Source organism: Amycolatopsis sp. NPDC005232 (assembly GCF_040607795.1).
Classification (GTDB): Bacteria; Actinomycetota; Actinomycetes; order Mycobacteriales; family Pseudonocardiaceae; genus Amycolatopsis.
In genome coordinates, this window is sequence record NZ_JBEXHL010000009.1 from 192,137 (window position 1) to 204,082 (window position 11,946).

General features: G+C 62.2%; 14 protein-coding genes. 9 read left to right on the plus strand and 5 right to left on the minus strand.

All coding sequences use genetic code 11. The annotated features are described in order from the left end of the window. Window positions 1-11: 11 nt before the first annotated feature. The 4 genes from ABZU76_RS19575 to ABZU76_RS19590 are packed head-to-tail and all read right to left on the minus strand — an operon-like array spanning window position 12 to window position 1,649. On the minus strand, window positions 12-803 hold the full coding sequence (locus ABZU76_RS19575; RefSeq protein ID WP_354871301.1) for a hypothetical protein: 792 nt from the start codon (window positions 801-803) through the stop codon (window positions 12-14). Continuing rightward, entirely contained in the window at window positions 800-1,129 is a 330-nt protein-coding gene (locus ABZU76_RS19580) for a hypothetical protein (protein WP_354871303.1), read from the minus strand. Before ABZU76_RS19580 ends, ABZU76_RS19575 begins: the two co-directional genes overlap by 4 nt. Beyond that, the gene (locus ABZU76_RS19585; RefSeq protein WP_354871305.1) at window positions 1,126-1,458 is read right to left on the minus strand and encodes a WhiB family transcriptional regulator; all 333 of its coding nucleotides are present in this window, start codon (window positions 1,456-1,458) and stop codon (window positions 1,126-1,128) included. The genes ABZU76_RS19580 and ABZU76_RS19585 overlap by 4 nt, the downstream gene beginning before the upstream one ends. Then, the gene (locus ABZU76_RS19590; protein ID WP_354871307.1) at window positions 1,455-1,649 is read right to left on the minus strand and encodes a helix-turn-helix domain-containing protein; all 195 of its coding nucleotides are present in this window, start codon (window positions 1,647-1,649) and stop codon (window positions 1,455-1,457) included. Before ABZU76_RS19590 ends, ABZU76_RS19585 begins: the two co-directional genes overlap by 4 nt. A 165-nt stretch (window positions 1,650-1,814) precedes the next feature. On the opposite strand from ABZU76_RS19590, the gene ABZU76_RS19595 reads away from it, so the two are divergent. Continuing rightward, a complete protein-coding gene (locus ABZU76_RS19595) occupies window positions 1,815-2,201 on the plus strand; it encodes a helix-turn-helix domain-containing protein (protein WP_204094384.1) in 387 nt (128 codons plus the stop codon). A gap of 174 nt (window positions 2,202-2,375) precedes the next feature. Beyond that, a complete protein-coding gene (locus ABZU76_RS19600) occupies window positions 2,376-3,503 on the plus strand; it encodes a helix-turn-helix transcriptional regulator (RefSeq protein WP_354871310.1) in 1,128 nt (375 codons plus the stop codon). On the opposite strand, the gene ABZU76_RS19605 is transcribed toward ABZU76_RS19600, so the two are convergent. After that, window positions 3,489-4,037: an NUDIX hydrolase gene (locus ABZU76_RS19605; protein ID WP_354871312.1), complete on the minus strand. Its 549-nt coding sequence runs from the start codon at window positions 4,035-4,037 to the stop codon at window positions 3,489-3,491. The two genes, ABZU76_RS19600 and ABZU76_RS19605, sit on opposite strands and share 15 nt — an antisense overlap. Before the next feature lie 198 nt (window positions 4,038-4,235). Between ABZU76_RS19605 and ABZU76_RS19610 the strand changes: the two genes are divergently transcribed. From ABZU76_RS19610 to ABZU76_RS19640, 7 genes are all read left to right on the plus strand, one after another. Next, on the plus strand, window positions 4,236-4,667 hold the full coding sequence (locus ABZU76_RS19610; RefSeq protein WP_354871315.1) for a hypothetical protein: 432 nt from the start codon (window positions 4,236-4,238) through the stop codon (window positions 4,665-4,667). Next, complete coding sequence (locus tag ABZU76_RS19615; protein WP_354871317.1) at window positions 4,667-5,281, plus strand: DUF3558 domain-containing protein; 615 nt, start codon at window positions 4,667-4,669, stop codon at window positions 5,279-5,281. Before ABZU76_RS19610 ends, ABZU76_RS19615 begins: the two co-directional genes overlap by 1 nt. Beyond that, a complete protein-coding gene (locus tag ABZU76_RS19620; RefSeq protein ID WP_354871319.1) occupies window positions 5,281-6,543 on the plus strand; it encodes a hypothetical protein in 1,263 nt (420 codons plus the stop codon). Before ABZU76_RS19615 ends, ABZU76_RS19620 begins: the two co-directional genes overlap by 1 nt. A 27-nt stretch (window positions 6,544-6,570) precedes the next feature. Then, entirely contained in the window at window positions 6,571-7,338 is a 768-nt protein-coding gene (locus ABZU76_RS19625) for an ESX secretion-associated protein EspG (protein WP_354871321.1), read from the plus strand. 709 nt (window positions 7,339-8,047) lie between these two features. Continuing rightward, entirely contained in the window at window positions 8,048-9,703 is a 1,656-nt protein-coding gene (locus tag ABZU76_RS19630) for an N-6 DNA methylase (RefSeq protein ID WP_354871323.1), read from the plus strand. Window positions 9,704-9,724: 21 nt separating this feature from the next. Continuing rightward, a complete protein-coding gene (locus ABZU76_RS19635) occupies window positions 9,725-10,453 on the plus strand; it encodes a PaeR7I family type II restriction endonuclease (RefSeq protein WP_354871326.1) in 729 nt (242 codons plus the stop codon). A 255-nt stretch (window positions 10,454-10,708) separates the two neighbouring features. Next, on the plus strand, window positions 10,709-11,884 hold the full coding sequence (locus tag ABZU76_RS19640) for a DUF262 domain-containing protein (RefSeq protein WP_354871328.1): 1,176 nt from the start codon (window positions 10,709-10,711) through the stop codon (window positions 11,882-11,884). Window positions 11,885-11,946: the final 62 nt, after the last annotated feature.

Consider the following 11,946-nt stretch of genomic DNA (forward strand, 5'->3'; position numbering starts at 1 on the left):
CGGCGCCGTGCTCACTGGTCACGTGGTGCTCCGTCCGCTGCTTCGGACGACAACGCCGCCGCCAGCCGCGAAGACAAGCCACGCGAGCAACCGGTGACCTGCCGGACCCAGGCCGGAGTGATGTCCGTGTCCGGCGTCCATGCCTCGCGCGCCGCCGCGAGATAGTCCGCAAAGGTCGTGCGTCGGACGGGGGCGCCTTGGCGTGCGGGTGGTTCATGAACTTCGATCCGTTCAGAGGCGTTCATGAACGCGACGCTCACAGCGGCCGTGAGCTTGTCCCGCAGATCCGTGACAGCCTCGGCTGCCACGAACACGACCATCGGGGGTACGGAGTGCAGCACCACCCCGGCCGGCGAGCCGACCGCCCACGACGACCAGGTGTTCATGACGTAGGTCGCCGCCAGCGTCAGCCACTTCGCCGCCCGGACCCACGTGCCCGTCCGCACCTGGTACCGCGCGGTGACCTGCTCGGCGCGCAAGATCGCCAGCAACACCAGGGACACCGTCGGGTCGAGCAGCCACGCTGTCAGCCACGGCAGCGAACCGGGCACAGCACCGGCGGCCGCAAACCACTGCACGTTGGCTGTGGTGAACGCTAAGCCGAGGATGATCCCGGCCCAGCACAACCGATCGACTTGGACTCGGACGCGTTCGACCTGCAAAGCCACCACGTCCGGGTGGCTCTGCCAATGCCTGACGTCTGCTGCTTCGGCTGCCTGCTCGGCGAGTCGCTGTGCCGGAGTCCGTGTTCGCGACGACGGCAACCGCAGGACGGTGCCGAGGCTCCGTTCGTCCCTGTTCATCGGCGACCACCTCCCCGGCGCGGGCCGTCCATGGATGTCACCGTCAGGGCGCGGGTCAGGACGTGCGCGGCGATCAGGTCCGGTACGCCGAGCACCACGAGCAAGAGCGTCGGATTGCCGGGGTGCGTGATCACCAGCCACTGAACGCCCGTGAACGCGGCACCGGTGAACAAGACCCGGCCGGCGAGCGAGACCACGCCGATCCCGGTGCGGGCCGCCTCGGCAGCCCGGCGCGCTTTCCGCGCACCGAACCGCCAGACCACGAACAGCGCGAGCAGGACGCCTGCACCAGCGAGAACCTGGGTCGAGGTGAGACTGAGCGTCATCGCGCCTCCCCTCCCCGCCAGCGTCGCCACACGGGGTGGAGGGCTCGGCGGTCGGTGTCGGGCAACGCGCCCCACACTCCGAGCGTGTCCGGCCCGTAGGTGCGGAGATCGAGTTCAAGGCACTGATCGACCACCGGGCATCCCGCACAGAGCCGTGCGGCGAGCTCCCGGTCGGGTGGGCCGTCGCCGGTCAGTTCGGGTATGTCGTCGCGCGTGAAAGCCCAGAAGCAAAGTCCTTCCCCCGTCACGAGGCTCGCGAGCGTGGTCGTGGGCACCTCGGCGTATCGGTCGAGGCGAGCAGCCGTCTTTTCGTAGTCGCGTTCGGTCATCGGGCACCGCCTTCGAGTACGCGGCGGAGCGCGTCGGCGGAAATCACCAGTTGGGAGCGCCGCCGGACAACCGGCAGGACGCCCACCCGGATGGCGTGGTGGAGCTGGTCGTGCTCGACGCCGAGAATCCACGCGGCGTCGGCGAGGGAGTAGAACGCCGGACCACCGGCGTTGGGCATTTTCTTCGTCATGGTTTGGTCCCTAAAGATCGAAAGATGATTTGAGCTGAATTTATGAGCTGATTTAGTCGTACGATGGTGCGGCAATACTCCGAATGCGCGACGCGATGTCGATCTCTGCGCCGCGGATTCCGTCGAGCGCTAATGTCGGCGCTGAGGCGGACCACGGAGGAATGGGTGTCGGAAGACTGGGCGGCGGTCGCGAAGACCATCAACGAGCGCGTTCAAGCGCTCGGGTGGAAACAGCGCGAACTGGCCGAACGCTCGCAGGTCTCCCAGGCGATCGTCCGTGAGATCCAGAACCACACCGTGGAGCGCAAGCGCAGCGATCGCACCTTGGAGGCGCTGGCCCTGGCGCTCGGGCTGCACCCGCAACATCTGTTGGCCGTGTTGCACGGCCGCATTCCGCCGGCCCCGGGCCAGCCTCGCGAGGACATGGACGACCCGGTGTCCGCTCGGTTGGCCGTGATCGAGCAGCGGCTGACGGAGATCACCGACCACCTCGCCGAGCTCAACGACCATCTCGCCGACCTGAAGCGTCGTGACAGAAACACCGGCGCTTGAGGGAAATCCCTTTTCCCGGTCGGTCATGGCTGCCGACTGGGTGCTGTTCGCGTTCTGTGTCATGCCACTAAGAAACGGCATTTTCGCCGCCGCCTACAGCTGGCAGCGGTTGACACAGCACGTGTTAGCTCGTGTTATTTCCGCAGGTCGTTGGGGTTACCGGGGGAAAGTCTCGTGACCGAGGAAAGCGCTTTGCGAGCCGCGCGCACGGCGCTCGACTGGAGTCAGGAAAAGCTCGCGCGAGCCATCAACGCCCGCGCCGTGGCCCATGGTCTAGCCATCCGGCCGATCACCAGTCGCAAGACAGACATCTCCCGCTGGGAGAACGGCAGAGTGACGCCGGAACCGCCCATGCGCGCGGTTCTCCGCGAGATCTACGGCCGCACGGACGCCGAGTTGGCGTTCCCGCCCGGCGACGGTGCGTTCGGCGAGGAGCTTGCGGAACGGCTGATCATCGCGGGCCGCGTCGACCCGGAGACGGTCGAGATGTTCCGGGGCGAGGTCGACAGCGTCCGCCACGCCGACCGCCGGTTCGGGTCAGCGGCCCGCCTGGAACGCCTACGCTCTCACATCGCCGAGGTCGAAGAGCGGCTTCAATACACGCTGCTGCGCCGCGACCGCGCCCCACTCGCCTCCATCCTGGTCGAGGCGTCCACGCTGGCCGGCTGGAACTCCCTCGACATTGGTTCACTCCGGCAGGCCTGGTCGCACTACGAACGCGCCAAGACAGCCGCGCTGGAAGCCGGATCGGACGCACTACTGGCGCACGCAACCGCCGAACAAGCCTTCGTCCTGATCGACGCAGGCAACGTGGAGGACGCGCTGATGCTGTTCGCTGAGGCGCGCGCCGTCGGCGAGAAAGCGCCGTCCTTGCTGCGCGCATGGCTGGCGGCCGCCGAGGGAGAGGGGCACGCTACCGCCGGGCACCGGGATGCCGCATTCCGGGCGTTTGATCAGGCAGACGCGCTGCTCCCCTCGGAGGTCGTCCACCCGGAACTGCCGTTCTTATTCCTCGGTGGCACTCACCTCGCCCGCTGGCGCGGCAACGCCCTCGTTCACCTCGGCGCCCCCGAAGCGATCGAGCACCTGGAAGGCCTGGTCAGCGGGATACAATCATCCTTCGTCCGCGCGAGCGCAGCCGTGTACGTCGACCTGGCCCTTGCCCACGGCGCGGGCGGTGACCGGGACGCCGCACGGGCCTACGCACAGCAGGCCCGGCGGATCATCTCCCAAGTCGGCTCCGTGCGGCTCCGGCGCCGCCTGGAACGCCTAGTGCTGCCGGGCGACTCACGCTCGGCGTGAGTTGAGGTAGTAGAGCAGGGACACCAGCGTCCCGGACCCGAGCAGCTGCTGCTTCTGCGCCAGCTCGTTGACCCGCGACAGCGGCACCCACTCCACCCGGCCAACCTCTTCGGTCTCCGTCGGCTCCCCGATGTGCTCCGCCTCGCGCCACAGGTAGACGTCCACCGGCGCTGTGACCTGCCCCGGGAGCGGCTCGAAGCTCACCAGATGCTCCGGCTCGCCGACCGGCTTCCAGCCGCTCTCCTCTGCCGCTTCCTTCGCTGCAGTGCTGGCAGAGTCGTCACCGTCGTCGACCATGCCCCCGAGCAGCTCGTAGCCCCACTGCTCCGTGGCGAACCGGTAGCGCCAGAGCATCAGCGCCTCATCCCGCTCGTTGACGATCAGCGCGATGGCAATCCGGGCGAGGTGCACCACGTGGTACTCCCAGCGCTCGCCGTTCGGCGCCTCCACGTCGGTCAACCCGACCTTCACCCACCGGTTGTCGTAGACCAGCCGCTCACCGAACGTCTTCCAACTCCCGTACTCGTCAGCCACGATGCACACCCTACGGCGCCGACAGCGTCCCCTCCCAGACCCGCCGGACAGCGGCCAACGTCGGGAATCACCAGGTCAGAGCCATGATCGAGACGACCTGGCCGTTTGTGTGGTTCCCCAGACACATTGTTGCCAATTGGCTACTATCGGTGTTAGGTCGAGCGAGTTGATCGGCGGAGACGCCGAGGGGAGGACGTCGTGGCCGAACAAGGCGCGCCGGGGGTACCGGCAAGCGGGTTGAATTTCGTCGTCACGGGTGGTCCCGCCTCGGCCGGTGGTGGGGCGGCGTCGGGCGCCGGCGCGGCCGCGACGAGCGGCGGCTTCTACCTGAGCCCCGAGGACTTGAAGGCCGAGCTGCAGAATCTGGAGAAGCTGTCAAAGCGCATTGACGACCAGTTGCGCAACGCCCTCCCCCTCTGGACTATCCAGTCACCCGGCCAGGATCCAGCCTCGCTGCGCAACACAAAGGCTTCCAACACATCCGGCGACTACTATCGCGGCCACCTCAGTCGGCAGAAGAGCTACGTCGATCAGATCATTGAGCAAATGCAAAAGGCGCTCGGTATTCACGTAGAAAACGACGTGCAAACGGGCGTGGATATCAAGAAGCAAGGCGAGGGACATTTATAATGCATCGTGCTGGACGCGTCGGCACCGCAGTTGGCGTTGTTGCGACGTTGTGTGGGCTGGCCGCGTGCTCGGGTGAATCGGGTACAGCGACCCCGGCCCCGTCGTCTGCTTCTCCAAGTACTGGACAGCAATCCGGCAGTCCGGTTCCGAAGGTCTCAAACCCGCTTCCGGCGTCCGTCATTCAGCGGGATCCGTGCACTGTCCTGACTCAAGCTCAGATTGACGGGCTCTTCAGCGGAACGCCGACCCAGGGCGCAGTTCAAGACACCGGCGCCGCAAAGTCGTGTTCCTGGAGTGATCTCGACAAGGGGTCCCTCGTGGGTATCCAACTTGTCTACGCCTGGAAGGACGGCCTCAGCTCCGTCTACAACACTCAGGGCCAAGGCGGGTTCTTCAAGGTTCTGTCACCAGTGCAGGGCTACCCCGTCGTCGCGTACGGGCCTCACGACGAGCGTTCGCAGGGGCGCTGCAGCGTTGCCGTTGGAATTGCCGACAACGCAGCCTTCGATGTCGACGTGACGCTCGCAAGGTCCGCCGTCGGCCAAGCAGACCCTTGCGAGGATGCGAACCACGTTGCGGATCTTGCCGTCACAACGCTGAAGGGCGGGGCCTGATGAGCTTGGCCGATGAAGTCTACGACTTCTTGAAGATCCAACAGGCCGACGGCAAGCTGATTATGCCCGCGGAGCTGGTGCGGCGCGTCAAATCCGGGCCAGGACCGGGTAGTCTCGGACATGCACAAGCTGCCGGCGCGCAACAAGTCACTGAGCAGCAAGGCATTGAAGCGGACACGTTAGCCATCGTGGGTCGACTGGAATCGGCGTGGTCGGGGGCGAGTGGTGATGCGGCCCGGGCCGGTCTGCGTCCACTCGCGGACGTCGCGACCTCGGCGTCGGTAGCGATGCACGACAGTCAGAACGCGTTGACGGACCAGGCACACGCGTTTCAGTCCACGCGTGACTCGATGCAAGACGTGCCCGACAGGCCACCCTCAAAGGACTTGCTCGACACGGTGAGCCCGTGGGACACCGACACCGAAGACCAGATCAACAAGGACAACGCCGCGATCGCGCAGAACAAGCAGATCTACCAAAGCTTCACGACGACCAGCGATGGTCACGCGCAGAAGATGCCGATCGACTACGGCCAGGTTCCGGACGCCCCGGGTGGCTCGTACGCCGTGCAACACCCGACCACTCAGCAGAGCACGGGCACCGGGCACAGCGGGTCGTCGCGATCCTCGGTCGGGCCCGGAGTCGGCTCATCGGCGGGCGGACCCGCCGGGACGTTCAGCGCGCCAGGTTCCAGCTCCTCGTCGCAGAACAACCAAGGGGTCTCCCATTATTCGCCTGCGGCTTCGGCGGACGGTGGGACTGAGACGGCAGGCTACGTGCCGCCCACGGCGCCCGGTGGTCCGCCCTCGAGTGGCGGGACGTTCGGCCCAGGCTTCGGACCGACGGGTTCCGGTGGTCAGAACGTTTCCGGTCCGACTGGGGGATACGGCCAAGGCGGAGGCTTTGTACCGGGCTTTCCCGGTGGCGCAGGTTCCGGCCCAGGCGGTCCCGGCGGCCCAGAGGCGGGAGTTCGCGGGAATTTTCCAGGCGAAGGGGTGCTAGGTGGCACGCGTGGGCCGGGCTCTCCAGGCAACTCCAGCGGGGCTGGTCGGCTGGGTGCGGTAAACGAGCCTGGCACCGCCGGTACGGCGGGCAGCGCCGGCCAGCGCGGCGCCAACGGGATGCCTATGGGCGCCGGTGGCGGGAAGGGCCAGAAGGAAGAAGACAAGGAGAAGAAGTCGGCGGCCTACTTGCGCGAGGCGGACCCGAACGCTCTGTTCGGCTACGACGGCAAGGCCACACCACCCGTGATCGGCAAGTAACGGTGTCGAACGCGAGGGGGTCTCGCGATGCTGGCTGATCCAGTCACACTGCCTCGCCTGGCATTGGCACAGGCATGGGAATGGGAGCGGGTCGGTCCGCCGCATCCGGTGATCGGCATGGTCGATGTGTGGCTTGAGGACGACGTTGTCGGCAGGTTCGAAGACCTGACCCGGCAAGTGCTGGCCGAGCCTGGCTTCTACGATCTGCGCAGGGATCGCTTCGTCGGCGAGTTCCGGGACTTGTTGCTGGCCACGGCGAACGCGGAGTCCGAGTGCTACTGCTTCTCATCGACCAGCGACGGGCAAACCACGGCCACGCTGGCCGTGCCGGCCGGACGATCGGCCGTTCGGTACACGGTGGATGGCGACCGGGTCACTCTGTCGAAGTTCCCGCGCCACAAGCTTGTCGCTGCCGTCGTGGAAAGCTTGCCTGAGTGCCCGCCGGCCGACATCCACCCGTTTAGCGTGGCACGGCCGGCGTATGAGTCTCGCGACGACAGCGAGGCATACTCCCTGGACACGACCAGCGACTACACCGTGCCCGATTCAGCTGAGCGGTTGCGCACGCTCATGACGGCGCGACGGATCGGTGGCCACCAGTTGTACGTCGCGTCCCGCGTCGGCCGCGTACGCAGCACCAGCATGCCGCTGACCGCCGTGGACACGGCCGAGTACGGCCGCGTCCTCACCTACCTGCAGGACCGCCCGGATGGCGAGGAAATCACCTGCGGCCCAGGCAGCGCTTACTACGTCACCCAAACACTCGAAAACACACTGCAAGCGTTGGGCGACTGAGGCGTGGAGACCACGCTGACCGGGCGATTCCGGAACACCGCCACGAGCCGATGGCCGACCTCGATCGGCAAGGGGAACTCTGCACCACACTACATGCAGCACGCTCAAGTACGAGTGCTGCGAAGTGCTATTTGATACCGAGGCCGGTCGCCTCGATGCGAAGCTCCACCTCAGGCCACGGCCCCCTCACGTCGGCCGCGGCTTGCACATGACCACGTAGAGTAGCGGTTGAGCCTCAGAGCGTGTGATGGCCTGCCGATTCACGGGGCGGGCAGTGACGTTCGTCAAGACCCGTGCGCGCAGGAGGCAGCACGTGGTGTCCGGGAAACTGTCGTACCCTCAGTGCACACTGACCCCCATGAGGTCTCTATACAGTCCCGCATATTATCGGGATAGCGCTCCGACAAGGACGTACCGCGAACGCGCGGCCCTACGAGTCGAACCAGCATCCGCAGGGCGTTGCACGATGCGCAACAGTCTCGTAGGTGTGGTCGTGACTGGCCGCGGGACCACCGAGAGGGCGCTAGCACACGCCTGCGGGTGGGCCCCAGTGAGCCCGCCATACGGCGACGACGAGCGACGAGTTGAGCGGCTTTCACGTCCCGAGGCCCTGGCACTGTTCTCAGACAGCTGTCCCGTTGCGAGTGCTGATCATCGCTCTATGGCGCGCCGCCGCCAACTCGACATCAGGCACGGGTAGGGTTCTCCCGTGGTTGCAGAGATGGCGGCAGCTCCCCGTACAGCGGAGTCCTACGGCGAGGTCTTTACTCACCGCTGGGTCGTCGAAGTATTGCTCGACTTGGCTGGCTACGAGTCGAAGCTTCCGCTTCACGCACTTCGACTGGTCGAGCCATCCTGTGGTGCCGGCGCCTTCCTACTTCCTGCAGTAGAGCGTTTGCTGAGAAGTTTTGGCCGTCAACACCTCGATCGCCGCGTGCTGGCGAAGGCTGTTGCCGCGTGGGACATCCAGCAAAATAACGTTGATGTCTGTCGGGCTAAGGTGCAAAAGCTACTTGTCGAGCGCGGGTATTCGTCGGCTGACGCAAAATGGCTCGCATCACGATGGATTCGATGTGGCGACTACCTTCTTGCAGACGTTGACGTCAAACGAGACGTCGATTTTGTAGTTGGCAACCCGCCTTACGTGCGACTCGAAGACGTGCCAACGGAAGATCAAAACCGCTATCGCGCGCACTGGCATACCATGGGCGGTCGTGCTGATCTCTATGTCGGCTTCATAGAGAAGGGGCTACGTTCCCTCAAAGATGGCGGAAAGCTTGCCTTCATTTGCGCTGATCGTTGGATGCGAAATCAGTATGGCGCAACCCTTAGGGAAATGATATCCCGATCCTACAGTGTAGACACCGTGTGGACAATGCATGACGTCGACGCCTTTGAGTCCTCCGTCGCCGCCTACCCAGCCATCATTGTCCTAAGTAATAGCGCGCAGAAGTCAGCGGTTGTTGCTGACACCAACTCCGAATTCGGTGACGACTCCGCGAAGAGGTTAGCGGGCTGGTCCTTATCTGGCGACTTGAATGCCACGAAGGGGAGTGGCTACAGCGCATACAGGCTTCCGCATTGGTTTCCAGGCAACGAAATGTGGCCGTCTGGCTCGCCGGAGCGCCTAGCCCTTATTGAGTTGCTAAGCGACAAGTTTGAACCGTTGCATCGACCTGAGTGTGGAACGCGAGTGGGTATTGGCGTTGCTACCGGCGCGGACAGTGTCTTTATTACCCGTGAAGAGGGCGGCATTGAACCCGACCGGTTACTAAAGCTGGCGATGGTTGCCGATAACCGGACTGGCAAATTCAACTGGGGGGGGCAGTATCTTGTTAATCCGTGGGCCCCAGATGGGACGCTCGTCGATCTAGAAAAATTCCCGGGCATGGCCAATTACTTGCATGAACACAAAGCTCAGCTTGCAAATCGATATATTGCCAAGTCCGCCAAGAAGCCGTGGTACCAAACCATCGACAAGATCAACCATTCGCTGATTTCGCAACGCAAGATCTTAATTCAAGACATGCGTACTTCGATCAACCCCGTGCTTGACTCCGGCGGCTACTACCCACATCATAATCTCTATTACGTAACGTCGACGTCATGGGATATGGAAGTCCTGGGAGGACTTCTACTCTCCGCTGTTGCGCAAGCTTTCGTCGAAGCTTACTGTGTTCGAATGCGAGGGAACACCCTGCGGTTTCAAGCTCAGTATCTGAAAAAGATTCGCATTCCAGACCCGGATGATGTTCCGGTAGGCGTAAAATCAGAATTGAAGAAGGCCTTCAAGTCGAGAGATTCTGCGCGGGCGACCGAGGCGGCGCTGGCGGCATATGGGATCAGTCGAAATATGCTGGGGTAGTTTTCAACACTGAGGCGGACTGTGGCAATCGAGCTCTCACGCAATCAAATTTACGCGGCGGTCGAGGATTTTTGGTTCAAACGTACTAGCCAAAAAGACAGCCTCGTGGATGGCGGGAAATCTGGCGGTGGCGCACGAGCTAATGGCCACCTTGGCACGTTTACTCAGCTATTAGCCGACCTATTTACTCAGGCTGGCATTGCGAAAGCGGACATAAAATCAGGGAGACCTTATCTTCCTGGCTATTATCGTGCCCGCAAGGAATGGGATCTGGTCGTAACGTATCGTGGGCACTTGCTGGCGGCGATCGAACTGAAGTCTCAGGTTGGTGGCGTTCAGAAGAACATCAATAATCGATTTGAAGAGGCGCTGGGAACGGCCACGGACACACTATTCGCTCAGCGAAAGAATCAAGCATTTGGGACGGTTCCGCCCTGGCTTGGGTACGTACTTGTACTCGAGGAAACCGGTGAGACGGAACAAAAAGACCGCATGACTAAGGCACTATTTCCTACTGATGAAGAATTTAATGGGGGTTCTTACAATGATCGCTACCAGATTATGCTCAGCAGGTTCCTGTCAGATCAGGTCTACAATGCGGGATGGTTTATCACGACCCGCAATCCGTCGGACGGCGTCGACCCGTCGGTAACGTACTCCGAACCTCTCGCAATTGCAACCGCGGAAGCATTTGTGGCCGCAATTGAAGGCCGTATAAATGTTGTGAAAGCGATCGCTAGAGATAACTAATCTTCGTTTGTCTTTTCTGCTTTCCGTCGCGCTTGATTTCTATTGAAAACCGTGCGCCGATGTCCGACCGGTCTCGCCATGGATGCCGGCTCACAACCGTCGTTGGGGTACACGACTTGTCCGGCCTCGCCGCGATTCAAATCGGTACACGCCGTGCCGCTCTGGCATCTACCTTTTCGATGCCCAACTGCGGTACGATCGCCGAAGCATCCGCCCCGGGCGGGAGACCACACTCTGTAAGCGGAGCTGCTCGGCATGGAACTGAGAAGGTCTGAGTTCGAACTTGAGACCATCGTAAGCAGGATTCATCGAGGCGAGCTGGACTTACAACCCGATTTTCAGCGTGGCGAGATCTGGGACAAGAAGCGACGACAACGCCTGATCGATTCGCTGCTGAGAGGATGGTACGTTCCAGCTATCCACATCGTTAGTGCCCCTGACAGCCAATACGACACTGTCCTGGACGGCCAACAGCGACTTGCAGCGATTCGCGACTTCTTTTCTGATAATTTCTCGGTTGATGGTAAAATAACTCCAGCGAGCGAAGAAATACGTTCGCTTGATGGCAAACGATTCTCCGAGCTTCCGCAGTCGACGCAGCGAAAGCTTCTTCGATTCACGCTTCCATGTGTTACGCTGTACGATTTCGAGCCGGACGAGCCCAATGAATTGTTCTTCCGTCTCAACCAATCATACAATTTGACCCCGCCGGAGAAGCGAAATGCCCTTCACGGCAAGGCGCGCGGACAAGTTCGGGAACTAGTCGGATCCCTCGGCTCACTGGGACTACTGAGCCCAGGAGCTGTCGGTTTTAGCAACGGCCGTTTGGCCTACGATGACATAGTGGCTCGTACCTGCCTGGCAGTGGAGCGACGAAACTTGCGACAACACATCAACAACAATGTTGTCGAAGATTTCTACCGCACCCGCGAGTTCTCGGTCGAGACGCTGACGACAGTTTACGGCGCCGGTCGTGACTTATTTCGAATGACCGAAAGGCTCACTGAACGAGTACGTTTCAACAAGGCAACCCTATTTTCTTGGTTAATTTTCTGCAGCTGGGTGCCTGGGGTCACGGGAAGCTCTGTGCCGGATCACATGCTGGACACTTTTGAAGGACATCGACGAACTTTAAAGAAGAATCTGACTCACTCGTCGCTGCCGCCGGGGATGGCGGGTGCGATTCGCCTCTATGACGATCGCGCATCGTATCGAGTGACAGATGTCAGTTCGGTATTGATCAGAGATTGCGTTTTGTACCTGTTTCTTTCCGAATTTTCCGTAGCGCCCCCCTTGCGCGGTAGCGGGGGACTGCGAAGAGCGATCAGTGAAGCATCAGAATCAACAGCGCAAAACTCAATTTTAGGGTTTATTACTTCTGATTCCTCTGACTGGGGAACGGACCTTCCTCTCGACGGTCAGGGGGAGTGATGAGGCAGATTGTAGAAGAGTTCGCTTGGAGGGAACTCGAACGGCAGAAGTCGGTTAACGTC